Genomic DNA, 26,088 nt, shown 5'->3' with positions numbered 1-26,088 from the left:
TTCATACATAAATACAGCAGCTTGATACATAAATACAGTAGCTTCTTGTTAATTAACACTAATATAATGTCATTATATCCTATAAAAAGTCGTTTGTCACTAGAAATATTCGTTAACGTTAACGTTATTTTTTTAAAGTGGTTTTTAAGAAAGAAAAAAGCTGTTACATAATGGTTTCTCCTATACCATAGGAGCTATCATGCAACAGCTTTTATATCATATTTACTTTATTGTTTTGCTCTTAACACCTGAAACATTGTTTTTAAATTTAATTTTTGACCATTGTATAACACTAATCCACGATAGATTCTTGCAGCCATCATAATAACCAAGACTGAGAATATTACTAAAAGTAAGAATGCAGCAATTCCCTGTGCGATTCCAATCGTGCCAGTAATTAAATCCACCGGAACACAAAACGGTGTTGTGAATGGAATATATCTTGCAATTCTTAGTACGCCTTCATTCCCAGCAGCTGATGCAAAATAGCATACCATCCAGCTGATTACAATCGGAAACACAAACACTCCCTGCGTACTAGCTGCATCTTCTGGTCTTGTAACCATACATCCCGCAAGTCCTGCTAATACACAATAGAATAAGAAACCAACGCAGAATACTAAAATAGCTATAATCACTGCAGGTAATGAGAATGCGGATTCACCAACATTATCCTTCAAGAAATTGATAATTGTGATTGCAGTATTCTCATACTCTGGATAGATAGCATGGGCAACTGCATTACCTCCATACAATCCTATAAATACAGAAATAACCCAAGTTAAGAACTGTAAAATAGCGATTGATGAAATTGCCAGCACCTTACCAGTTATCATCGCATATGGATGAACAGAGGTTAATAAAGTTTCCATTAACTTTGAAGTTTTCTCTGTTGACACTTCTTTACTGATTGTCTGACCATGTAACAACAACATAAAGTAAAGTAATAATCCAAATATCATAGGTGCTATCATTTTTATAACAAATGTAGTTGGATTATTATCCTCACCTACTTCCGTAATCACAGAATTCATTGGTTTTAATGCTGTAGTTAATTGAGTGACAGAAAGTCCTGCTTGCATTAACTTGTTTGTTTCAAAGCATTGCTTCATAGCTTCAAGTAGTTTTGAAGAATCGGATTCCTTAATAGAAGAGCCCTCCGGTATCAATCCTTCAATTAGATAACCGTCTTCGTTCTTCGTAATACTTACTGCAATGGTGGTAGGAGAATCATCTCTTGCACTTTGTATTACTCCCGTGCGCTCCCCTGTCTCCATTATTATAAATTTAGTATTTCCAAAGACCAGCGGTGAAAACTGTTTCATCAAACTTTCATAATCAGCCGTAGCAATTCCGCTTTGATCTAATACATAAACGCTTGTAATATTAGACGGTTTTATTTCATCTTCATTTTTTGGCTTTGCTACAAGTACATTCATTAAAATGAAGCCAGCGATAATCAATAACGCAATTAGTGCTGTTACTACCTTAAATCCAACACCATTTGTAGCCTGTTTAAATGTAAAACTATATACAGATTTCCATCCTCGAAAGTTTGTGCCTAGGTTGGAATTCTTATTTTGTTGTATCTCATTCATCATACTTACCTCCAAACAAAACCTTTCTATACATTTTTAGAAATCTTAACTAGTTCCTTCAAACCGATTCTATTTCCACTATGAAGGATTAATGTTTCATATACTTTTGCTACAAATTTAAATAGTAAGATCATAAAAATTACTAGAAGGACTATGGATAGTATTGATAACCCAACCGATACCTTTCCTACAAACATCGCTCCAGGTAATAAGAACGGGGAAGATAATGGGAATAATAAAGCAAATGTTACAAAACCATTCGTACCACTAGCCATTAACACACCTGCTGCCCCCATACCGATGTAAGCACCGATAAGGTTCGAAAAGGTAAATAACATTAAACTTTCACTAGCCTCCTCGATACGGCTTGCAGTAGCACCGGCGAGCCCAGCAAGGGTAGCATAAAAAATCATTCCAAGAATTACTACAGCTAGACATAAGATAATATTTAACGGATTGATATTATCAAAGATTCCAGATGGTAGATATTTTGAAATCATATTTTCTCCAGTTGATGAAAATACTTTTGTAGTAACGGTATTAGAAATTAATACGCAAACAATAGTCGCGGCAAATTGCAATATCACCGCAGTAAGCATTGCTAAAATTTTACCGATCATAATAGCAAGTGGTTTCACGGAAGTTAATAGATATTCCAATACCTTAGATGACTTTTCAGAAACAATGGAAGACGCTATCTGGGAACTTGCCATGATATTAACCATCATAACAAGAAACAAAATACCGTAAATAAACCAATATTGAGAGTTCGATATGGAAGTATCTTCCGTTATCACTGCATTTCCATTCCTATCCGCTAACGTAACAGAGGTTGAAACATTTGCTTGAATCATGGCTAATTGTTCACTAGTAATTCCTAATTGATTGATTCGATATGCATCAAATGCCTCTAACAAAGCCCCGCTTAATGTCTGCACATTAGACTCTTTTACATCTCCCGTACTTGCCTTTATAGAGTCAAGTTGAAAGGTTGTCTCTGTTTCTACAATGTTAACAATGACAGATGTATTTTCTTCCTGCTCGATGCGATTCACAACGGTATCATAATCTTCCGTAAGTGCTTCAAACTTAATATGTTTTAAGTTTTCCTGACTAAGTGTTGGTAAAAAACCACCATTAGACCAAGCAACATTATCATTAATATAGACTTTTTGTATTGGATTTGTACCATCCTCTACCTTAGTATCCTTATTCATTATCATTGAAAGTACAGGCATAGAAATGGAAGCTAAAACAATAAATAAAACAAAACTTACAATAAACGCCTTGCTCTTTAAGGTTTGAGTTAAGGTAAAAGTAAAGACGTCTTTCCAACCAGTTACATTACTTTTCTTCATGAACATCTCCCACCTTTTCTATGAATATTTCATGCAGCGATGGCTCGCGCAGCTCGAATTTTACAACCGGAATCTTCTCTCCGATAAGTTTTGCAAGAAAATCCATTGCCTGTTGCTCGTTTTTAACTTTTAAGTGATATTCACTTGGTGTTTTATTCACAATTCTTAATCCAAACTCTTCGATGTAGGAAGCGATATCCACATCACTCTTTACAAATAGATTAACTCTACCATAACTCTTTTTAATTTCATTAAGATCTCCTTGCAACACTGCCTTACCACGATTTAAGATGGTAATGTCGCTACAGAATTCTTCAATCGTAGGCATCTGGTGACTTGACATAATTAAATATTTATCCTGAGCTATCTGCTCACGAATAATAGATTTGAATAAATCTGTATTAACTGGATCCAAACCACTTAATGGCTCATCTAAAATGATTAACTTAGGATCTGAAATTAACGCAGCCATCAGCTGGATTTTTTGTTGATTACCTTTTGATAATTGATCTGCTCTATTTGCTTTGGATTTCTTCCCTTTCATCTTAGGTGGAAATACATATTCATTCACTTGTAAACGGTCCGACCAATACTTGATTCGATCCATTGCTGTTTTCTTAGGCACATTCTTTAGTTTTGCAAAATACAATAACTGGTCAAGTAATGAGTATTTCGGATATAAACCACGTTCCTCTGCAAGGTATCCAACGTTTGCCTTCACTGGGTCAAGTGGCGCTCCATTCCAAAGTACTTTGCCACCGTCATGAGCTAACATACCAAGGATAATACGTAGGGAGGTTGTTTTACCTGCACCATTCGTACCTAATAGAGCATACACTCCTGGTTTTGTAATCTCAAAACTCAAATCTTCGACAACTACCTTGTCTCCATACTTTTTCATTAAATTTTGTACTTGTAACGACATAGCCCCTCTTTTCCGCATCTTCGCATTTGCGTATGCATAATTGTTTTTCCATTTTTAATCTGCGTAAACCATTATACAACATAATCGTTAAAAATAAAACGAATTTTTTACCTTATTTTGTATATGCCATATCACATCTGCTTATGGAGGTGATATGGCATGTAGTAATTTATATAAGTATTAGGCATATATTTCCTAGTCCTTTACTCTTGACCGAGTAACGGTTTGACTGTACCCTTCACTGTGAATACACCATCGTATTGTTTCTTGGTATCTCTAAAAACTACGTGGCTAACATTGATCACAGTGATATCTTTTAGTTTAAGAATCGTCTGTTCTATCTCTCTAGCCCGTTCCATATCAAGAGAAGCAAACGCTTCATCCATAAATAAAATACTTGCTTTGGTTAACATTGCCCTTGCTATTACAACTCGGCTTCGCTCTCCACCAGAGATATTTCGTCCATTATCATAAATCATAGTGTCTAATCCATCCGGTAAGCTCTGAACAAATGAAGTAAGTCCAGCTGCTTCTATCGCAGCCCCAATTTCTTCTTCACTATATGATTTATAAAGGGTGATATTGTTTCTTAAGGTATCCTGAAAGATAAAAACCTGTTGTTCTACATTTGCTATCATTGAAAAATAATCTTCCTTCTTCACATCACGAAGTGGCTTTCCATCTATTAGAATATTCCCACTTGTTGGAGCAAAATACTTTCGAAGAAGTTTTAGTAGCGTAGATTTTCCTCCTCCACTAGGGCCTACAATTAAATACTTCCCATTTTTCTTAATGTTTAAATTCACATTTGTTAAAATTTTCTTACTATCGATCTCGTCTTCATACTGAAACTCTACATCTTGTAATACAATATGGTCCTCAAAATCTGACATCGATAAGTTTTCTTCGTAAGTATCCGAATTTTTTAGACTATCACCGATTTTTACACTAAGTGACTTTGAAGTAAACACCTTTGGTAAGGCTTCACTTAGCATAAACAATGGCCAAGCAAGTTTTTGAATTCCCTGAGCTACTATTAATAAACCACCTGCTGTAATTTTCCCTTGAATCGTAAGATATCCTAAGATGCATAAAATACCATACATTGACGTATTCATGGTTAGATGTTGTGCACCATTGATAAAGGTCATCATTTTTTCGATATGATACCCTTTCTTTTGAATCTCTTCACTCTTTTCATAATAGTCCTTCGTTACTTTCTCCTGTAAATTGTTACTCTTTACAATATGAAAAGCGGATAATACTTCTTTGATATAAGAGGTGTACCCATCAAACATATCAGAACGTTCTTTGTAATTGCGTTCTAATGGTTTACGCATAACAGCGCCTATAATAACATTTGCTACCATAATGATAAGGGAGAGGAAAATCATCCATGGACTTACTGTAGAGATAATCCATATTCCAACGAAAAAGTTAGCAATACCCTGGAACACGGTATAGATTCCATCAATAAAGTTTTTATCAATTGTATTACAGTCATTGGTTAGTCTTGAAATATAATTTGCGGTATTTTCTTTTTGAAATTCCGAAATATTTTTCTTAAATACTCCCCTTACATAATGCATCTTGATTGCTAAATTTGCATCTTTTTTATACCATGCTTTTGTAATCGATGTTAAAATCCCTACAGGTAAAAGAGTGAGTGCAAAAATCAGAAGAGGAGGTATCTTTTGCTTTAAGAGTTCTAAATCTCCCGCTATTGCATAATCGATAAGCCCCATCATTTTTACAGTAACAATACCCTCTAATAAGCTATTAAAGGCAGCAAAGAAAAGAGCAACTATCATCTGCGGCGTACTTTTAAATACTTTTTTTAACATGTCACTGCCTCCCCAAAATATTCTTTTGCCTCATACTGAAGAATCTGACCATTCTTGATTTCAAGTACATAATCATATTGGTCTGTAACTCCTTCGTAAAAACGATGGCTGATTGCAATTACTGTTTGAGATAGGGATAAGAATACCTTTTCAATTTCTTTCCCTAAGTCTTCGTTAAGACTTGAAGTTCCCTCGTCCACAAATAAAATTTCCGCTTGTTTTGCAATTGCGCGGGCAATCGAAATTCTCTGCCTTTGGCCACCGGATAGATTCTTACCATTTTCGGATAATGGTTCATCTAATCCTAGTTTTTTATCTGCTATGACGGAATCTAATTCGCAGGCTTTTGCAGCGAATTCAACGCGCTCTTTCGGTAAATCCTTATACAATGTAATGTTGTTACGAATGGTATCCTCGAATAGAAATACATCCTGGTAGATGAATGCCACTTTATCATGGAAGGTTTTTTCAACCATTGTCTTATACTCAACCCCATCTACCTTAATCTCACCCTCATAATTATCAAATGTCATAGAGAGCAAGTTCATTAATGTAGATTTACCAGCACCGCTTACCCCTTTTATTAGGTATTTCTTTCCCTTCTTAATCGAAAAGTTTGCATGATTTAAGATTGATTTATTATCATAGGCAAATGTAACATCTGATACAACAATTTCGTTCTGAAAATCGAAAGAATGAATGCGTTCGTCTACTTTCTCTTCTTTCTTTTCTTTGTCTTCTACTTCATCATCCGTAATCTTATGATAAATACTTATCGAAGCTTTCATCGCGTTCCACAAAGGAAAGACTTCCACTAAATTAAAACTCATAACACTTGCTAGCTGGAATATAAACGTTGCTAACGCTAGTGATATACCATTTTTAAAGTTAATACACAAATATACCATAACACCACTGGATACAATAAAAGAAAGTATTTGAATAATATTTCGTTGTCCCTCCGTAAATACGCTTGAGATACATTTTTTTCGTTCTACTTTACGAATCGAAGATAAACTCTTTTGTAAAAACTTATCTTCAATTCGGTTTAGTTTAAGAATCTCAAGTCCATGAAAGGTATTTGAAATCTCTTGCGTAAATTCTTCTGAAGATGTCGATACCTCCTCTTTTAAAGCCACTGTCTTTTTAGAAAAGATACTTGAAACCAGATAAATAAGTACAGAAGCTCCAAACATCCCCGCCGCTAAAATTGGATCTAAAAATAATAAAATGATAAAACTGATAACAAACATACCAATATTAATCAAGAAATTTAAAAAACTGATAAAGAAATCCGATTCAAACTGATTGATGTCATTAATTAAATTCGATAAATAAATTTCTTTTCCCTTTTTGGAATATTGCTTAAAAGGCATTCTCATAATTTTCTCAAATGCTCGTTTTCTAACATCCAGTATGGTATCTCGCATGTACCCAATTCGAAGCATACGCGATACCACAAAACTTATTGCACTATAGACGGAAGCTAAAATAGTGATTATCACTACAACCGTATAGTTGGCATCCCTACCTTTTTCTACTGCCCACATAATGAGGGCAAATATCCCCATTTGAACATAGCGGTCAATGTTAAACATAAAGGATGCCGCTAAATATTGAATAAACTTCCCCTTACGCTTTATCAGCAATTCTTTCATTCCTATACCCTCATTTCTACGCTGATTTTTTTAGTCAAAGCGGATATTCGTAATCCGCTTACGCTACCGGCTCTACCTCATTGCCACTACGTGGCTTTTTAAAACAGGCAAGTCACTTCCCCCGCTTACAGAAGCGGGGGAAGTCCCTGATGAGGTTAAATTAATTCATACATAAACTCTTCCTCACGGTCACAAGACAATTCCCCATTATTTACCGTAAGCCTTCTAATTTGAAGAGAAGATCTCTGTTGTTCGTAGAAATTCTCTTCTACACATGGTATCCTTCCCGGATGCGTAAAATAGAAGATATATGCCTCATCTTCTTGTACATGCACATCTGCATGATAACCAAACCCGTAGTCATCCTCCTTATTTCCAGTTTCTGATAAGATATCATTACAACGAATCCAGGTCATAGCATCTTTACTTCGATACACTCCTTGCCCCTTCCAAGTATCAATAATCATCCAGTAAAAACCCTTAAAACGAAATACATTTGGTCCTTCATGTGCAAATTCCTCTAAGACTGCTATCGGATTATGAAATTCATACAAGTCACTACTTTCCACCATATAAGTATGAGACTCATTCACTTCATCCTTATACCAAAGTCCGTAATTTCCATTTGGCAACTTATGTACACAGGCATCTATACAGCGATTGGAGGAGAGTGGTAATCTACCGATATACTCCCAGTCCCATAAATTCTTACTGGTATAATGTAAGATATGTCGTTCAAAGTTCCATGTAGATGGCACACCAACGACATAAGATACATACATATGATAAACTTCCTTCTCATAGACAATCTCAGGTGCCCAAAATGTATTTCTTCCCGGTTCGATAGCGAGACCTTCTAATATCCCCCGATAAACGAAAGTATGCCCACCATCATTTGAAGATGCGACCCCTAAATCTGTTCCATGTATCCATTCAAAACCAGTAGTTTTTACGTTCGCACGGCGATTTGTATAAATCATCCACCACTGTTTTTCTATGTGATTCCAGATTATCACAGGATCTGCTGCACCATCATATATCGGGTCCCGGAATAAAGGACTATGTACTAATTGTTTACTCATTTCTATACCTCCCATTATATTAGTCAAATAAGTATTCATGTATTTTACCGGTAGCTCAATTACACCTATTATAAAACAAATGTTTGCGATACTCAAATTAAACTAAGATTAGAAACAATTAAAATATCCTTAGTAAATACTTGTAAATATTAAAAATACGAAAGAATATTGATTCGCTATTAAGCATAGAAGTCTTTCACTTGATGATGTAGACGCTTCCAGAATCTACAGGAGCGCGCCTCCCACAGTGAACTTTCTATTGTATTTATTGCAGAATATTTTTCTTTTAACTAAAAAAAGATACCTAAAAGGATATTCCACCTTTCTAGGTACCTTGTAAACACTTTATATTAAAGGTATACTACTTTTATCTAAAACATGATTCATAGATCATATTAGTTGTTACTCTTCATAAAGCTCGAATTGGTCTATCATCTGCTTTAAATGAACCGCCTCTTTTGTTAAAACTTCAGACATCTGGGCACTTGATACTGCTGCCGCTTTATTTCCATCCACAACTACAGCGATTTGTTCTACTGCATCAGCAAATTGCTGTAATAGTTCACTTTGTGATTGTGAGTTGTCTGTAATATCATCCATAATTTTAGTTATATCTTTTGCTACAATAGCAACCTCATTGGAGGACTTTGCTGATTCACCTGTAAGATTTACGCCATGCTCCACTGCTTGAATTGTATTTTCAATTAACTGAGAAGTAATTTTAACTGCATTTACACTTTGATTCGCTAAATTACCAATTTCGGTAGCTACAACAGCAAAACCTTTTCCCATCTCACCTGCTCTTGCTGCTTCAATGGATGCGTTTAATGAAAGTAAATTTGTTTGTCTAGCAATTCCTTCTATTGTTTGTATAATGTTTACGATTTCATTCGAAGAAGAACGAATATCCTCCATCGCCCCAAGAAGATGTGTCATGTTTTCATTGTTCATTGTGGCTGTATCAGCCATATTAGAGATTTTACTTTTTGCATCTACTGCGCCTTCTGCATTTATGCTAACCTGAGATGTTATAGCCTGAATAGACGCGGTCAATTCCTCTATCGTTGCAGCTTCTTCCGTAGTTCCACTAGAAACGTCAGTTGCAGCAATCTGCATATTTTCTGCCTCTTTTGCAACCTTATCAGAGGACGTATTAATTTCCTTTAATGTGCTATTTAGGGAAGTTGAAATACTATTTAAAGCCTTTTTAATTACCATAAACTGTCCATCATATGTCTGGTGGAGCTCTAGTTCCATCTTACCTTCCGCCATCTTGTTAAGAACGACCGCAACTTCATCAATATAGGACTGATAAGTATTTAGTTGAATTAAGGTTTTCTCCATTGCCTTTGCAAAATCTCCAAATTCGTCCTTAGTCTTAATACTATCCTCCACAATAACTGATAAATCTCCTTCAGCAACTTTTATCATAATTGATTTTAAGCTCTTAATCTCCCCAAGAATAGATAAGGAAATAAGTTTCGTATATATATAACCTACAATCGCAGCTATGATAAAGATTACAATCTTTAAAGTGACTTTATCATTCATAAAAGATAAAAATAACATCATAATTAAAAACAATATTGCTACTGTTGACAAGGAAGCTATCCTTATCCTAATCCTTACATTCTTTAATCTTTCTAATATGTGCTTCATTACTACCTCCTCTTAGATACCCCTATCATTTCACATCCAGTATAAAGACCTAGTCTTCTTTCATTATTCATCGACATGTGCCCCTGTTTTTGTTATGGAGAAATATTTCTTCTTTTCTATTTCTTCTTTCTTATCGAAGAATTCTTAAGTTTGTCCTTAAAATCCGCAAATACCCCTTCCTTGCCGATCATTTTCATATTAGGGAAAGCCTTAAAGATACGACTATAAATACTTCTTTGCAACTTTGTATTAACAGACTTATTATAGCTTTCCATAAAGTTCTTTAACTTCTGTTCAATATCAAAGCGCAAACTTTTGCGTTCTATATTGTCCTCAGAATTTTTTCTTTGCACAAACCTCTCGTAATTCTTATTAACGAGGCCTCTTAATTCCTCTGCAAACTCTGCTACCTTGCTATGAGAAAGACGCCCCTTAAGTTCCTCTCTTTTTTCATACCATTTTAATCCCATGGTATACTCAAATACTTCTTCTCTTAAACGTTCTAGAACTTCAAGTTGCTTGCTAAGTTTTAAGGTAACAACAACTGTCATAATAAAATCGCAGCTCCCTACTGCGATAGCTGCTAAAATAAGATAATCACCAAGTGGTCTTGGAATCCTTTCCACCAAATTATTTGCGGCAGGTTGGATCAGATAAACCATAACGATAGATAATAATCCCCAAAATAATGAAGATGGAAGACTTATTCTTCCTTTAATATTCAATGGATAATTACTATAATCCCACCATTTCGCATGGAAAAATTTCTCCATAAGATAAGAAGTAACATATTCAAGAATAGAAGCTATTATCATCCCAAAAAAGAAAACTTCAATCATATGTAGAGCATTTATATGAAGTGCTAATGATATCGTATAATCATTATAAAATGCCATATAAATTAAAGTTGCCGCACAACCATATATCGGTATAATTGGACCATTTAGAAATCCTCGATTTGTAAGGGTCTTCTCACGTACACTGACTAAAGTACTTTCGTAAATCCAACCGATAAAACTATACAAAAAGAAGTTAATTAAAACATCATAGAAACTAATACCCTTTACCGCCCAAAGAGACAGAAAGGAAGTTATTCCAATCAAATAAAAAAAATTCATAAATATCTCCTCTATTTCTTTCCTTCTCATTCGTTATTCCTATTATAGTATTATATTATAATCCTTCAGAAATGTCACGTTTCTTCCTTTTTTTGTGTTTTTTGTGTATTTTTTTGTTGATTATTGTATTATTATGTGATATGTGCTAAAATATGGATGTAAATTAAAACATAGTAGAAAGGTTAGCATTATTATGAATTTTGCTAAAGGAATAACCCCTTCCTCACCTATGCTAACAGAGGAAGGAAAAGAAGAATTATATCTATATTCACTAAAGAAGATGGCAGAACATAATGCCGCTACATCACGTTATAACCTAACCGGCTTATATGGAAATAATGCCTTTTTATATAAAGGAAATGAATGCCTAAGAACACATAAAGATAAAAAATATGCATTGATACGTATGGATTTATATCGTTTTAAGACTGTAAATGAATTTTGTGGGCGAAGTAAAGGCGATGCTCTTTTAATACATATTGCAGATTGTTTCCGCGTTTATGAGACTGAATTGTCTATAGTCGGCCATCTACGTGCTGATATTTTTGCTTTATGTACCCCTTATCAAGAAATAGAAGACCTAATTAAAATAGTAACTTCATTAACTGAAAAAATAACTTCATTTCAAATTTCTTGTAAGTTACTCCCTGCGTTTGGTATCTGTATCTCAGAATACGGTATGGATGTAAGTTTGTTAAGTGATTATGCTAATTTAGCCTTACAAACAATCAAAGGAAAGGTATTTTCCTTTTACTCCTTTTATGATAACGATCTACGTAATTCACTAATGTTAGAAAAAAAGATTGAAAATGAAATAACTACTGCACTAAAGGAAAAGCAATTAGAAGTACATATTCAGCCAAAAGTAAATATGAAAACAGGTCAAATTATTGGTGGTGAAGCATTAGTCCGTTGGAATCATCCTCATGATGGTTACCTATATCCTAATCTCTACATACCAGTACTTGAAAAAAGCGGTTATATCGTTGATGTTGATATTTATGTATGGACAGAGGTCTTTCAGTTCTTGCAAAAATTAATCGAAAGAGGCGTTACACCTCTTCCAATCTCACTCAATGTTTCAAGGCTTCATGAATATCAAAAAGATTTCGTGGAAGTATTGTGCTGCTTATCAAGAGAATACAAGATACCTCCAAACTTAATCACCTTAGAGATTACAGAAAGCGCCCTAGCCGAGGATTCCACCTTTTTATTTCAATGCATGGGTAAACTACAGGAAAAAGGATTTTCTTTTTCTATGGATGATTTTGGTTCTGGATACAGCTCGATGAATATGCTAAAGGACGAACCTCTTGACGAAGTTAAAATTGACCGGCTCTTTTTAAGAAACCTAGGAAACTCAAAAAGTCGTACCGTGATTAGACACATCATATTTATGCTAGCTGAGTTAGGTATTGATATGATTGCAGAAGGCGTAGAAACGAAAGAGCAAGAACAGTTCTTACTAGAATGTGGCTGCTATAAAGCGCAAGGTTATCTTTATTACAAACCAATGCCTCTAGTAGATTTCGAGAAGCTTCTATAATTAAAGTTCACTATTGGTACAGCGTAAAAGATCCAATAAGAAGACAGCAAGCTTCTTATTGGATCTTTTAATTCTTATAAAAGGATGGCATTCCTCTATTGGATTTTTGAAGGTATCGTTCCCTTTATGGATTTTTAATTCTTATATGAAGATCATTCCTCTAATTAGATTTTTAATCTTATTTGAAAATCACTAATAAGCTATACCGACACCTTACTACGATCTTCTAAAACTTCAAGATAATCCACATAATTCTTCTTAAGTAAATTAGGAGTATCTAACCCATATGGGCACTTTGCCTTACATTGATTACAATGGATGCAATCCTCTATCTTTTTCATCTTTTGCTGTGCTTCAGACGTTAATTGAAGTTCTGATGGAGATCTTCTAAGTAAAAGTGACATTCTGGCACAGTTATTAATTTCAATACCAGCAGGGCATGGCATGCAATATCCACATCCACGACAAAACTCACCTAAAAGTTCTTCTCTATCATGTTCTATCACTTGTTGTATTTCTTCTGTTAATGTAGGCGGGTTATTAGAAAATTCAAGAAACTCATCTAGTTCATGCTCTCTTTGAATTCCCCAAATCGGCAATACATTCTCAAATTGATCAAGATAAGCATAGGCAGCACTTGCATTCGTTATCAGTCCTCCAGAAAGTGCCTTCATCGCAATGAATCCCATGTCAGCTTCCTTACATTTCTCTACTAATTCAAGTTCCTTCTCTGTAGATAAATAACAGAATGGAAATTGTAAGGTTTCATATAGTCCCGAATCGATAGCCTCATGAGCAACCGCTAAGCGGTGATTTGTAATTCCAATATGACGAATTTTGCCTTGCTCTTTCGCCTTGCACATTGCTTCATAAAGGCCGGTTTCATCCCCTGGTTTTGGACAAAAAGAAGGATTATGGAATTGGTATAAATCGATATAATCAGTCTTTAAGTTGTTTAATGAAATCTCTAAATCACGCCAAAATGACTCTTCGTTTACTGCTGCTGTCTTTGTTGCAATAAAAATTTTTTCACGAACGGTGGAAAGAGCTTGTCCAATTTTTTCTTCGCTATCTGTATAAAATCTTGCGGTATCAAAAAAGTTTATTCCATTTTCATAAGCTTTTTGTAGGATTCGTATTGAATTATCTATCGTTGCTCTCTGAATCGGAAGAGCACCAAACCCATTTTTGTTTACAAGTAGTTCTGTTTTTCCAAGTCTCATTTGTGACATAATAGCCTCCCAATGTTTATTTATTTAAAATAGCTAATTCGATGTTTCATCAGATCTTTTCCAATATCATCGCATAGTTGTTTTAGTTCTTCGCTAAGTCCTTCCCCATGAAGCGCCTCTATATTCTGTTCTAACTGAGAAAGTTTACTTACTCCACATATAATAGAGTCTACATAAGAATGTGCCAAGCACCAATTTAAAGAAAGTGATAATAAAGACATGTTATGTTGATTCGCAACCTCGGAAAGTCTTCTTACCGCCTCAAAATTTTCCGTTCTCCAATAGCGGTCCATATAGTTTTTCTTAAGATCAAAGCGCGTATTCTCCATCGGAGCATCTGTATCTAAGTACTTACCCGTTAAGAAACCACCTGCAATTGGATTATAAACTGTCATACCGATATGATGTTTTAATAGGCATGGTACCAATTCATGCTCTACTTCTCTTGTAATAATATTATACATATTTTGAGTTACGATTGGTGGAATAAGATTTCGTTTATCCGCAGTCCATAACATTTCACTAAGCTGCCATGCAGGATAATTACTGATTCCAATGTATCTAACCTTCCCGCTTCTTACTAAGGTTGTCATTGTATCTAGGGTTTCTTCAAAATCAACTTCACCATCCATTGCATGAAGATAATAGATATCTAGATAATCGGTTTGAAGACTCTTTATACTTTCTTCAATTTGCTTTATGATATGCCTGCGATTTAATCCTCTTGCATTAATATCATCGCCCGTTTTAAAGCAAACTTTAGAAGCTAATATAATATCTTCTCTACAACCTTTTAAAGCTTTTCCAACGATTCTTTCACTTTCCCCTTTATTATAAGCATCAGCAGTATCAATAAAATTCACACCTTGGGATAGTGCATAATCAATAATCTCCAAACTCTCTTTTTCAGAGGTTTGCGCACCAAATGTCATAGTACCAAGACATAACTCAGAGACTTTTAGACCCGTTGCATTCATTTTTCTATATTTCATATCGTGCTCTCCTATTGAACTTTCTCATTTTCAATCATTTTCTTTAATAGTTCTTCATACTGAGTACTATCGATTGGTAAAATTACACGCTCTCCCAAACATGCAGAAAGGTAAGCAGCATTTGTTAACTCTAATGCCTTTGTACCTTCTTCTCCGGGCGCAATAAGAGCTTTCCCACGAAGGATTGCTTCCCCAAAGTTTACAAGCATTTGCTCATAAGACTCCTTTGGTTCATTGCATATAAATAATTCCTTTGTTTGCAGTATCTCTTCTCTTGAATTAGTTTTTGCAGTTTTTCCATATTGCATAGAGTCCATACTATAACACGTGAGCTCAATTTCATTTCCAGTTACTTTAATACAACCTTTCGTACCTACTACGGTTAATACCTCTTCTTTTGGAATTTCACCCGTAGAAAGAAGAAAGGTGGCTGTCACTTTGTTTGGGTATTCCATTAGTAAAGTCGCCTCATCATCTACGGCAAAGGAATTGTATTTTCCAAACGGAATAGAAGCATAGATTGAATATGGCATTCCGAATAGCCATTGCCAATAATCTAAAATATGTTGTCCTTGGTTGATGAGTGCTCCTCCACCTTCCCCATGCCAACTGCTTCTCCAATCACCGGATTGGTGATAATATTCCGTACGATAGTAAATGGTGTTCACAAGTTGTATACGTTTTAATTCTCCAACAAACCCATCGTCCAATAACTGCTTTACCTTTTTTAAGACAGGATAGGTTCGATTATGAAACATCATAGCATACTTACATCCAGATTCCTTTTGTGCCTGTTCCATTCTCTGCGCGTCTAGTAAAGAAACTCCAGCGGGTTTATCACAAAATACATGTTTCTTTAATTCAAATGCTTTTATTGCTAGTCCTGGATGTTGTTTGTGAGGAGTTACAATTAGTACTGCATCGTATTCTTCATGATGTGCAAATAATTCTTCACTACTTGGATATAACTTAACGCTCTCACTTAGGTTTTCCTTTACCCAACTTTGATTTTCTTTACTTCTACAACAAACGGCTGTTAAAGTAAGATTTGATATCTTATCCATGTCTAACATAGTAGCATACTTTTTCCCCATACTACCAACGCCAATCAGTGCTATTCTTACTTTAGTGTTCTGATTCATACATTATCCTCATTTCTGCGCTAACTATATGTCTATCATTTGAGGTTGCCGCGCTAATACAAACTTTTTCTTCTTTCATGAATTATAGCGTATTTAAACTAGGGCTACCATATATTATTTATGCTATCGGAAACAATTACAGATATTCTGCATCAATTCAATCACTAAAACTAATCCTCGGTATTAATATTTCTTTACACTACTATTTCATTGCATTACTATTTCTTTGCTTTGCTATTTCTTTACATTACTATTTCAAATGATTTTTAAACCTTCACTTATCTCATTATAGTAATTCCATTCTTTTCCCGCAAGAAAAAAATGGATAGAATACTAGTAATCCAACCGAACTACAATATTCCATCCATTCATTTATTAATTTGTTGTATTCAATTTCTTTAAATAATCGTCCGCTTTTCTCGCATTTTGTGTAAAACTGTTATTCTCCCACCAAGCAATTATTATTGTTCCAAGTTCAATCACAGTTTCAACGAAACTAGCTACTGTACCTTCTTGTATATCGAGGACAGGCCTGCCTGTTCGTTTCAAAATTAAATTAACTATAACGAGAATTAACATAATCGTACGTATAATCGTACCCTTGGTTAGTTTCATAATACCCCCCTATTCTATGTAAATAATATTTGGTATTTACCTTTCATGGTTTTCCCAAAAACATTCTTTACCATATCATATGAGGAGTAAAATAAGGTTATTCGATATTCGAGGTTCTTTTAAGGAAATATCTCAAATTCTTGTATTCCATAGGCACCCGGGGCAATTTCATAACGTGCAAATACTATAACCGGATTTCCCGCTTGATTTATATAAAATCCTGTGGTGTCATCAATCGTTTGGAATCCTTCTTCTCCTTCAAAGTACTTTATCTCTTTCTTACCTTGTTCTCTTTCTTTTATTTGTCTCTTAATTGAATCGTTTGCAATTGTAATATAATTTTCACCAAGAAAATCTTTTAAGGTATATTGATTACCAGTAACTAAATTAATATTGTAAAAAAATTGCTCTTGATTGGCATTTGTCCAGTTTTCATCTGATGTTATTACAATAGATATCATAGTATCCGTTTGTTTTTTTATTTCGTAAGTAACATCAGCCTTTAGATCCTTTTCTGCAAATTCTTCTTTTGTTCCACCCGTCTCAAGAAAAGCTTCTTTGTATTCCATAATATTTTCTTCTGCTAGTTTTATATGTTTTTTAACCAAAGCATCAATCTCTGCATTAATATCTGTAATTGCATGCTTTACTTCATCTTTTTCCGAGTCAATTAAGATTTCAGGAATCTGTGCCGTAATTGTCATATCTTCATTACTCTTTTCATATTCCCTTACCGTCAGAACTTTAGCAATTACACCTACAACTGGTAAATCTCCTAGTTTCATAGCAAAGACTTGACTTGTGTTAAGGCCTACAACTAAAATGGCAAAAGCTGCTGCCGCTGCCATAGAAGAGATTGCAGAATGAGAAAATCTATGCTTTTTATTTATCTTTGTTTGACTATGACTCGATTTACCTGCCTCAAAGTTAGCTATCGTCTGATTCACTCGACCTTCGAGCTCTTTTGGAACCTCCATCCTTTGATATTTCTGTTTTGATATTTTAAAATGATTCATTTTTCCACTCCTTTAAACTAACTTTTAATTTTTTTAATCCTGTATACAGTCTAGTTTTTACGGTGCTTAAATTTGTCTTTGTTATTTCTGAGATTTCATTTAAAGAAAGTTCCTCATAAAATCGAAGTAAGATGACTGTACGGATATTTTTTGGAAGCTTAACAACCTCACGAAACACCTCATCTTGATAGCATTCATACGCCTTCTCAATATATCTTTCCTCTGGCATAAGTTCTGGCGTATATAATACAATCCTCTTACTATTCCTTAAATAGGCATAGCATTCGTTTACCAATACTCGATAAAACCAGGTTGATACATAATTTATATCTCGAATACTTTGATAGTTTTCTAGAGCTTTTAAGATAGCATTTTGTACAACATCAAGTGCTACTTCTTGATTAAGCACGAAACTAAAAGCCAACCGATAAAATCTTGCTTGGTTTCCTACTATGTATTCTTTTAATGTTTCATATTTGTTTTCCATGGTGTATTCCTTTTATCATGATAAATAACTTCTTATAAGATGCGCATGTAAGGAGCATTTCCTTACCTTCTTTAGATGTATTACAAATATAAAAAGTTTGGTTTTTAAAAAATATATTATATTATTTTTATAGAGTCATTATCTTACAGTAATCAATTTTTTAAACTACCTTTTTAGTTTCTAATCCTTGAATTATGTTGTATTCTTTTATTATTTGGAAACTTTTATTTTTTATCTCTTCTATAATACTGTTTTATCATTTCATTTTTAACAAGAAAACGAACGCTTCGTGGGGCTTTCATGAGCAAAAAAAATAACGCCTCGTGGTCTTTTACTTCTCATGATTAAGAAAAAGAGCACTACGCGAACTTTTCCTTGTCATATATTAAAAAGGATTAACGGTAATGATTTCATAAAACTACAAAATCATTACCGTTAATCCCTTGCAAATTACTACATTTGCTTTCTAACTATTTTATATTCATCTTCTAATTGAAAATACGGACAATTATAAAAACTATCACTTAAGAAACGAACCATATCATCTTCGTCCAAGTTGACATCACATTCATAACATTCATAGTCTTCATTATACTGATAATTTGAACAGCATTCACAATTTGTCTTTTGCTTCATACCTATTCCTCCATCCTATGAATTCACTAACCTATTTATATACTTATCTTAGTCACCTTACCAAGAAAAAGCCACGCTATGCAACCTTCTCTCTCTATGAATTAATAGAACAAGACTCATAAAAAATCACGTACCAAATTTGTTTAAAATCGGGTAGCGTATCCACAGCGTTTACATAGCTCTTCGACTGCTACTCTACGGGAGAAACCGTCATATACCATCTTAGCTCTTTCTGATGAAAGTATCATATCTAAATTTTGCTTATATATATTGCCAAGATTTATGGTTCCTTCGCTATCTAAGCAGCAAGGGACAACCGTACCATCCACTAGGATTCCTATCTGGTCTCGTAATCCATAACAAAATACTTCACTCTGTAACATATCTCTATTCACATCTGGCCATTCAAATTTTTGAGCCATATTAAAATAAACATTGTGACCAACCTTACAACTATGCTCCTTGCAAAGTTTCTCTTCTAAGGATTCCTTAATCTCTAATTCACTTTCAATCAACTGGATTATTTCTCTGTTTAGGGAATTGGCTCCCTTAAGATCACCAAAATCCATATTCCATAGCCTAACACTACATAAAATATCCGATTGCTCGGTTGCTTTTTTTATAAAGCCCATCACAGACTTAACATAATCATGTAATGTAAGATTATGCTCATTTGCCTCAAAGCTATGGAGTGAGATATTTATTTGTCTAAGTGCACTTAAATTTAATAAATATTCTTTCTCTGGACTTAGCAATGTCCCATTTGTAGTAAGATTTACTTTTATATTTTTCTTTCCTGCTATCTCAATAAAATCTTTCAGATTCTCATGAAGTAATGGTTCTCCCATAATGTGAAGGTAGATATAGTTTGTATAAGGTGATACTTCCTCAATAACATGCTCAAATTCTGGAACCGTAAGAAACTTAGGTGCACGTTTTGTTTTTGGACAAAAATCACACTGTAAGTTACATACATTTGTAATTTCTATATAAGCTTTTTTTAATCTTGGTTTTTTACTTTTTTGTAGACTATTCATTGATCTTCTCTAAAATCTGTTCACAAAGCTTTCCTACTTCATTCACAGTCTCATCTTCTTCAATTCCATTTTCAATCATATAATCCGTTACTACCATATCAAGTTCCATTAAATAATCCTCGCTTAAATTTCCTTGTAGAGAAAATGTTATCCCCATTTTCTTTAATAAAGCAGTTTGTTCCTCTGAGAATTTAATCTTCATAATATTAACCTTGCCTTTCCATAGCGTTAAATTTTATTTTTTAACACTTACCAAATTTCTGCACTGCACATTATCTTGCTTGCAAGACAATGCATTATCAAGTTTGTGTTTACAACACAGACACAAATTTGAAGAGTTAATGATTTTTCTTTCACTCTTCCTACAGTTTCATATTACTTGCTCGTTATCTATATTCTTAATGCTCTAACATTACTTCACTGTTAACTTCCTTATTTTTTAGCTCTTCTGAAAACAAATGAAAAGGATACTGTTCCGGTGGCAATTGCTTGATATCTACCAAAGCTTTGGTAAGTGGATGAACAAATGCTAATCGATATGACCAAAGGGCTGCATCACATTGATTATCCTTTCCTCCATATTTTCCATCACCAACTAGAGGTAATTTACGAGATGCAAATTGTACACGTATTTGATGGGTACGACCAGTATGAAGTTTTACTCGTATGAATGAAAACTCACCTTTCGCTACCTCGATTGTTTCAATCGTACGATATTCTAGGGAAGCCTCTTTTACCCCTTTTCTCATTCGATTCACAACAAATGATTTATTTTTTGAAGAATCTTTAAACATGAGATCCTTTAAAATTCCTGATGATTCCGAAGGTCTGCCATGAATTACAGCCATATATTCTTTCGTAAAATTGCGCTCCCTAATTGCAACTGATAATTTTTTAGTTGCCAGTTCTGTCTTTGCAAAAACCATAACTCCACCAACATTACGATCTAATCGATGAACAAGACCAATGTAATCTGATTCCTTATTATTTTTTCGATACTCTTGTAAAAGAGTAATCATATCCATACCTTCCCCTTGACCTGGTTGTGATAATACACCAATTGGCTTGATACAGACAATGATATGCTTGTCTTCAAATAATATATTAAACATGTTAACCTCGTTATAAAGTATTATTGTTCCAAATTTATATTAACCCTTTCGTCCTTTAGTATAACTCATAATTATTGATGAGGTAGGTTATTAGATGGTCACAGCCCTCATAAACATCTTGATAAGTTGTTTCAAAATCTCCCGTATACCATGGATCTGCAATATCTCTTGGACATTCTGAAAAATCAAGAAGTCTCTTAACCTTACCATTCGGATCACTCCCTAGAATTCTCATCATATTAGTTATGTTTCGTTGTTCCATCCCTAAAAGCAAATCATATTTATCATAATCACTACGCTTTAGTTGGACTGCTTTTTTTCCATCCACAATGATGCCAACTTCTTTTAGTTTTTTCTTAGTCCCGTAGTGAACCGAATTACCGATTTCTTCTGTACTCGTTGCACTTGATTCACAGCAGATCACAGATTCCAGACCTTTTTTCTTTATCATATCTCGAAATACAAATTCCGCCATTGGAGAGCGGCATATATTTCCGAGGCAAACAAACATAATTCTTATCATTTTAACCCCCATCTACGGCTTTTTATGCATGTATATAGGAATGTTCCTAACTCCAACTACAAATTTAGCATACTCTTTTTCTAAAAAAGCCTTCTATAGTGTAACAGATTTTTTTGTACTTTACTATAGATAAAGTTGATAACATATAGAGCAATTTCTCCTTATATAATAAAAATAAATTTTCTTGATTTAAATAACTTGTTCAGGGCAAATTAAAGTACGCTAAGTTCTTTTTCCACAATATGATTTTTCTTATTCACAATAAGGTAAAGTTCACAAATTTGTTTTTCCTATTCACGATAAAGTAAAGTTCGTAAATCTTGTATTTTTAACGTTTGACACAAGTAGTAAGATATGGTATCGTATCAGAAGAAGAGCGTTAGCGAATTATAATTTTTTTAATTCGTTATCGCTATTTTTTGTGTAAAGTTATGTAAGTTTACACATCCTATTACATATGCATGGGATGAAGTTCTTAAATGTTTCACATAAAAAAGATGCAGAAAGGATTTCTTATGAAACGAAAAATAAACATAAATAAAATCAAGCCGGCTGATTCTTTCAATAAAATTCGAGCCACTTTTTTTAATAAAAGAGTAGGAATTGATATACTAGTTGAGGTCATCGGAAGCTTTTTGATAGCTATTAGCCTCTATAATTTTGCAGTGCAGGCTAAATTTCCTATGACCGGATTTTCAGGTATTGCTCTTATATTAAATAGACTTTTTTCACTACCTATCGGTATTACCACTATTGTACTTAATATCCCTGTCGCTTTAGTTTGTTATAGGCTATTAGGTAAAGGGTTCTTCTTGCGCTCTCTTCGCTGTATGATTATTTCCTCCTTAATGATAGATTATGTAGGACCTCTTCTTCCGCTGTATGAAGGCGATCGTTTACTTGCAGCGATTTGTACTGGTGTACTGGGTGGTCTGGGTTATGCAATGATTTATATGAGAAACTCCTCTACTGGTGGGGCTGATTTTATTATAATGGCGGTAAAAGCAATAAGACCACACTTATCCCTTGGAAAAATAGTCTTTTTAACTGATGTAGGTATTGTATTAGCTGGTGGTATCATATTTCGTGATATGGATGGTATCATCTATGGAATGATAATAAACTATTTATTTGCAATTGCTGTTGATAAACTTATGTATGGTATCAACTCCGGTAAAGTGGCTCTTATTGTTACTCATCACGGTGAATTAATCACTGATACAATAGAGGAATGTTGTCAAAGAGGCTCCACTATCCTTAATGCGGCTGGTGGTTATAAAAAGGAAGCAAAGCAAGTAGTCATGTGTGCTTGTAATAATAAGCAAATGTATCAACTAGAACAAGCAGTAAAACATGCTGATCCAGAATGTTTTATCATTATCCTTGAGTCCAATGAGGTTCTTGGAGAGGGCTTTATCATCCGATAATTAGTAACCTTATTAACGATATTTTAAGACACAATTCGAGTATATGCGCCATATGATATTGTAGGATATCATTCCATATATTTAGGAGGTGTCTATGAACAATTTTATAAGAAACAGAAGGGATTTTGATAATCTATTATTAAATATGGATAGAATATTTGTAAGGCCTTGCTATATTAATGCGTATATAAAGTTCAGTCATGAACTAAATGAGTATCTTTTCTGCAAATATCCTGAATTCTATGCAGGCTTACAACTTTATCAATCTAAGGAAGAAAAATCTCGATTCACTGTATTTACAGCTTACTATGAGGTTCCAAATATTTATAAAGAAATAGAGAAAATTTGTGAAGATATTGATGAGATTTATAAAGATGTTTGGAGAAACAATATAAAACGTGAATGTATTTTTTCCTTCCGCGATAATATACGCATTTTATAGTTTAACTTAATTTCGTTGTTTATTTTCTTTCCTATTTAAGAAATACCAAATTTAATACAACGAGACATGGTTGCGCCCCATATCAAATTGATAATATCTACTTGATATGGGGCGCAACTATATCTTTTAAAATTCTTTATTTCGTGATTTTAATTACACGGTCTACTAATCCGCTATAGAATTTCTCCTCATGAGACACCAATATGATATTTCCCGAAAATTCCTCCAAAGCGCTTTTTAATCCCTCTTTTGCTTCTTGGTCTAGATGATTCGTAGGCTCATCAAGAATCAAAAAATTACATGGTTTTAATAATAATAAACATAGCTTTACTTTAGCCTGTTCGCCACCACTTAACAGTCTGATCTCCTTCTCAATATGCTCTGACTTAATTCCAACTTCAGATAGCTTTCTTCTGATCTGTTCCCTTTTCATGGCTGGGTCATAATCCATAACTATCTGAAACGGGGTTTTCGAGGAATCCTCCCAGCTTAACTCCTGTTCAAAATATCCAAGTGTTACGGTATCCGAAAAACGATACGCCCCTCCTAACGAATTAATATACCCTACCAGAGTTTTTAAAAGAGTTGATTTGCCAATTCCGTTAAATCCGGTAATTGCTATTTTTTCAGAACTCATCATTGTAAGGTTAATTGACGGTAATAAGACTTTATCATAACCGACTTCTAAGTTCTTTATCACTAGTGCCGGGGAGGCAGCCGGAGATACCCATAAGAAATTCAGATGTACTTTTTGCTGAAAATTTGGTTTCTCTAAGCGCTCCATCCTCTCCAGACGTGTTCTTCTTCCTTGTGCCATCTTCGTCTTAATACCCGCGATATTTTTACGTATAAATTCTTCTGTTCTCTTTATTTCCTCTTGTTGCAGGGTGTATCTTTTTATATAATCTTCTTTTTGCTTTTCTTTTAATTTAAGAAATTCTGAGTACCTCACACCGTATTTTTTCATTGTCCCAAACTCGATATCACAGATATCAGAACCTGACTGTTCAAGAAACTCATAATTATGAGATACGACAAAATAAGAGCCTTTGTAATTTTTTAAATATTCCGCCAACCATACAACATGCTCCTTATCCAAGAAGTTCGTTGGTTCATCCAAAATTAATACATCCGTTTCATTTAATAATAATTTTGCCAGAATCACTTTCGCCCGTTGTCCGCCGCTTAGCTTTCCAAGCAAGGAATTAATATTAAATGCATCAATCCCAAGTCCGGTAACAATTTTTGAAATTCTACTATCAATCTGATAGAAATCTTCGTCTTCTAATTTTTGTTGATACGCGTTAATTTTATTATAGTACAGTTCCACATCTTCTGCCTCAGACAACTTTTCATAAAGATTGGTTAACTCAGTTTCTACCTGATATAATTCTGAGAATGCAGTCTTTAGATACTGAATGATACTAATATCATCCTCCATCTTTGCATATTGATCCAGATATCCAGTACGAATCCCATTTTGCCATCTTATATATCCCTGATCTGGAATCACCTCCCCAATCATCATTTGTATTAAAGTGCTTTTACCCGCACCATTAGAGCCCACGATTCCAATATGCTCCCCTTGATAGAATTCTAGAGATACCTGTTTATACAGTGTTTTTTCTCCATAAGCATGCGATACGTTGTTAATTTCTAATAAACTCATATACTTCCTCTTTCTGTGCTGTTTAATCTTATAAAGTTTGTGAACAACACAAACACAAACCTGTAATTAAGGATAGAAATTTTATGATAGGAAGAAAAAGTAGCATTGTCACACTACGCTCTTTAATTTTCTATAAACAAAAAAAGCAGAAGACTGCGCTTATGCGCTCGCCTTCTGCTTTTTTCTTGAAAGAACATTCTGACAAAACAAAAGGCTGCAGACAATGTCTACAGCCTTACCGATACCTTATTTATGGTACAAAAACTAAGCATAATAGTGGTTTATGCTTGCTTTTCCCATGAGAGCAAGAAATGTGTTAGTGCCAACTATCTCTAGGCTTGTGCACACTTTCTATTACCCTCTTTATTTCAAATGAAATAATCTATGGTATTCGGCTCTACACAATGTCTAACATTATTAAAATGTGTAGAGCCTACTGTTATACAAAAAATAGTTTCCTTCTGGTTCATCATTCATTCGTTCCTATCAATCATTTGGTTAAGAATGCTAGACATTATGTTACTAAAACGTCTTTCCACGCATTCCAGTATTGTGATTATACCTCTTACCTACTTAGTTGTCAATTATTCCGAGAAATCTGAGACTCCAAAATATGATTCCAAGAAGTGAGAGACTCTAAAGAGCGATAGGGATAATGTGTTGCTCTCCCCCTACTCCGATGTATTCTAATTCTTCGTGTACCGGCTTAATCCAACGATACCCAAACCTATTATGAATCTTGTTAAATAAAAAGGTAGGACCTTTGGAGCCATCTGAGTAAAAGAGACAGGTATAAGAGTATTTCGCTCTCGTGGTCGTTTCTGTCCAAATATTTTCAAGTTTTTCTCTCCAACCAGGATCAAATACCTCATCTAGATCAACGGATACACATAATTCTCTTTTTTTTATCAGTATCAGTATATGAATGGTCATACTTTACGTTGATTCTTAAGATATAATTGTACCAAAA

General features: G+C 34.2%; 24 protein-coding genes. 3 read left to right on the top strand and 21 right to left on the bottom strand.

Going from position 1 to position 26,088, the window contains the following annotated elements; genetic code table 11:
- Positions 1–227 precede the first annotated feature (227 nt).
- The 8 genes from CPHY_RS05590 to CPHY_RS20630 all read right to left on the bottom strand — a co-directional run bounded on the left by CPHY_RS05590 (position 228) and on the right by CPHY_RS20630 (position 11,242).
- The gene (locus CPHY_RS05590; protein ID WP_012199085.1) at positions 228–1,601 is read right to left on the bottom strand and encodes an ABC transporter permease; all 1,374 of its coding nucleotides are present in this window, start codon (positions 1,599–1,601) and stop codon (positions 228–230) included.
- A gap of 23 nt (positions 1,602–1,624) precedes the next feature.
- Positions 1,625–2,956, bottom strand: coding sequence for an ABC transporter permease (locus tag CPHY_RS05585; RefSeq protein WP_157668661.1), 1,332 nt, complete (start codon positions 2,954–2,956; stop codon positions 1,625–1,627).
- Positions 2,943–3,881, bottom strand: a complete 939-nt coding sequence (locus CPHY_RS05580; protein WP_012199083.1) for an ABC transporter ATP-binding protein — start codon at positions 3,879–3,881, stop codon at positions 2,943–2,945. Before CPHY_RS05580 ends, CPHY_RS05585 begins: the two co-directional genes overlap by 14 nt.
- A 203-nt stretch (positions 3,882–4,084) precedes the next feature.
- Positions 4,085–5,725 (bottom strand): ABC transporter ATP-binding protein, encoded by a 1,641-nt coding sequence (locus CPHY_RS05575; RefSeq protein ID WP_012199082.1) that lies wholly within the window; start codon positions 5,723–5,725, stop codon positions 4,085–4,087.
- Positions 5,719–7,383 carry an ATP-binding cassette domain-containing protein gene (locus tag CPHY_RS05570; RefSeq protein WP_012199081.1) on the bottom strand — a complete coding sequence of 555 codons (1,665 nt, stop codon included), beginning with the start codon at positions 7,381–7,383 and terminating at the stop codon, positions 5,719–5,721. The genes CPHY_RS05575 and CPHY_RS05570 overlap by 7 nt, the downstream gene beginning before the upstream one ends.
- A gap of 155 nt (positions 7,384–7,538) precedes the next feature.
- Positions 7,539–8,465, bottom strand: coding sequence for a glycoside hydrolase family protein (locus tag CPHY_RS05565; protein ID WP_012199080.1), 927 nt, complete (start codon positions 8,463–8,465; stop codon positions 7,539–7,541).
- 402 nt (positions 8,466–8,867) lie between these two features.
- Positions 8,868–10,124, bottom strand: a complete 1,257-nt coding sequence (locus CPHY_RS05560; protein WP_012199079.1) for a methyl-accepting chemotaxis protein — start codon at positions 10,122–10,124, stop codon at positions 8,868–8,870.
- Between the two features lie 116 nt (positions 10,125–10,240).
- Positions 10,241–11,242 (bottom strand): putative ABC transporter permease, encoded by a 1,002-nt coding sequence (locus tag CPHY_RS20630; RefSeq protein WP_012199078.1) that lies wholly within the window; start codon positions 11,240–11,242, stop codon positions 10,241–10,243.
- A gap of 193 nt (positions 11,243–11,435) precedes the next feature.
- On the opposite strand from CPHY_RS20630, the gene CPHY_RS05550 reads away from it, so the two are divergent.
- Complete coding sequence (locus CPHY_RS05550) at positions 11,436–12,788, top strand: putative bifunctional diguanylate cyclase/phosphodiesterase (protein ID WP_041703252.1); 1,353 nt, start codon at positions 11,436–11,438, stop codon at positions 12,786–12,788.
- A gap of 200 nt (positions 12,789–12,988) precedes the next feature.
- On the opposite strand, the gene CPHY_RS05545 is transcribed toward CPHY_RS05550, so the two are convergent.
- The 11 genes from CPHY_RS05545 to CPHY_RS05495 all read right to left on the bottom strand — a co-directional run bounded on the left by CPHY_RS05545 (position 12,989) and on the right by CPHY_RS05495 (position 21,580).
- On the bottom strand, positions 12,989–14,020 hold the full coding sequence (locus CPHY_RS05545; protein ID WP_012199076.1) for an aldo/keto reductase: 1,032 nt from the start codon (positions 14,018–14,020) through the stop codon (positions 12,989–12,991).
- A 20-nt stretch (positions 14,021–14,040) separates the two neighbouring features.
- Complete coding sequence (locus CPHY_RS05540) at positions 14,041–15,012, bottom strand: aldo/keto reductase (protein ID WP_012199075.1); 972 nt, start codon at positions 15,010–15,012, stop codon at positions 14,041–14,043.
- Positions 15,013–15,023: 11 nt separating this feature from the next.
- Complete coding sequence (locus CPHY_RS05535; RefSeq protein ID WP_012199074.1) at positions 15,024–16,154, bottom strand: Gfo/Idh/MocA family protein; 1,131 nt, start codon at positions 16,152–16,154, stop codon at positions 15,024–15,026.
- Between the two features lie 375 nt (positions 16,155–16,529).
- Complete coding sequence (locus tag CPHY_RS05530) at positions 16,530–16,769, bottom strand: phage holin (RefSeq protein ID WP_012199073.1); 240 nt, start codon at positions 16,767–16,769, stop codon at positions 16,530–16,532.
- A gap of 119 nt (positions 16,770–16,888) precedes the next feature.
- Positions 16,889–17,785, bottom strand: coding sequence for a DUF3298 and DUF4163 domain-containing protein (locus CPHY_RS05525; protein ID WP_012199072.1), 897 nt, complete (start codon positions 17,783–17,785; stop codon positions 16,889–16,891).
- Positions 17,772–18,272, bottom strand: coding sequence for an RNA polymerase sigma factor (locus tag CPHY_RS05520; RefSeq protein ID WP_012199071.1), 501 nt, complete (start codon positions 18,270–18,272; stop codon positions 17,772–17,774). Before CPHY_RS05520 ends, CPHY_RS05525 begins: the two co-directional genes overlap by 14 nt.
- A 453-nt stretch (positions 18,273–18,725) precedes the next feature.
- Positions 18,726–18,908 carry a DUF6472 family protein gene (locus CPHY_RS05515; protein ID WP_012199070.1) on the bottom strand — a complete coding sequence of 61 codons (183 nt, stop codon included), beginning with the start codon at positions 18,906–18,908 and terminating at the stop codon, positions 18,726–18,728.
- A gap of 143 nt (positions 18,909–19,051) precedes the next feature.
- Complete coding sequence (locus CPHY_RS05510) at positions 19,052–19,945, bottom strand: radical SAM/SPASM domain-containing protein (protein WP_012199069.1); 894 nt, start codon at positions 19,943–19,945, stop codon at positions 19,052–19,054.
- Complete coding sequence (locus tag CPHY_RS05505; RefSeq protein WP_012199068.1) at positions 19,938–20,147, bottom strand: hypothetical protein; 210 nt, start codon at positions 20,145–20,147, stop codon at positions 19,938–19,940. Before CPHY_RS05505 ends, CPHY_RS05510 begins: the two co-directional genes overlap by 8 nt.
- A gap of 196 nt (positions 20,148–20,343) precedes the next feature.
- On the bottom strand, positions 20,344–21,057 hold the full coding sequence (locus CPHY_RS05500) for an RluA family pseudouridine synthase (RefSeq protein WP_012199067.1): 714 nt from the start codon (positions 21,055–21,057) through the stop codon (positions 20,344–20,346).
- Between the two features lie 55 nt (positions 21,058–21,112).
- Entirely contained in the window at positions 21,113–21,580 is a 468-nt protein-coding gene (locus CPHY_RS05495) for a low molecular weight protein-tyrosine-phosphatase (protein WP_012199066.1), read from the bottom strand.
- Between the two features lie 515 nt (positions 21,581–22,095).
- Between CPHY_RS05495 and CPHY_RS05490 the strand changes: the two genes are divergently transcribed.
- Together CPHY_RS05490 and CPHY_RS05485 are read left to right on the top strand one after the other, a co-directional pair.
- The gene (locus CPHY_RS05490) at positions 22,096–23,007 is read left to right on the top strand and encodes a YitT family protein (RefSeq protein ID WP_157668659.1); all 912 of its coding nucleotides are present in this window, start codon (positions 22,096–22,098) and stop codon (positions 23,005–23,007) included.
- A 94-nt stretch (positions 23,008–23,101) separates the two neighbouring features.
- Positions 23,102–23,449, top strand: coding sequence for a hypothetical protein (locus CPHY_RS05485; RefSeq protein WP_049762306.1), 348 nt, complete (start codon positions 23,102–23,104; stop codon positions 23,447–23,449).
- 136 nt (positions 23,450–23,585) lie between these two features.
- Here the strand turns inward: CPHY_RS05485 and CPHY_RS05480 are convergent, their stop codons facing one another.
- Both CPHY_RS05480 and CPHY_RS05475 read right to left on the bottom strand, forming a co-directional pair.
- Positions 23,586–25,118 carry an ABC-F family ATP-binding cassette domain-containing protein gene (locus CPHY_RS05480; RefSeq protein WP_012199063.1) on the bottom strand — a complete coding sequence of 511 codons (1,533 nt, stop codon included), beginning with the start codon at positions 25,116–25,118 and terminating at the stop codon, positions 23,586–23,588.
- A 636-nt stretch (positions 25,119–25,754) separates the two neighbouring features.
- Positions 25,755–26,051, bottom strand: a complete 297-nt coding sequence (locus tag CPHY_RS05475) for a hypothetical protein (RefSeq protein WP_012199062.1) — start codon at positions 26,049–26,051, stop codon at positions 25,755–25,757.
- Positions 26,052–26,088: the final 37 nt, after the last annotated feature.

It is taken from the genome of Lachnoclostridium phytofermentans ISDg (genome assembly GCF_000018685.1).
In the GTDB taxonomy this organism is placed as follows: Bacteria; Bacillota; Clostridia; order Lachnospirales; family Lachnospiraceae; genus Lachnoclostridium; species Lachnoclostridium phytofermentans.
Note: the sequence above shows the minus strand (reverse complement) of the source record. Positions and strands in the feature narration are given on the sequence as shown.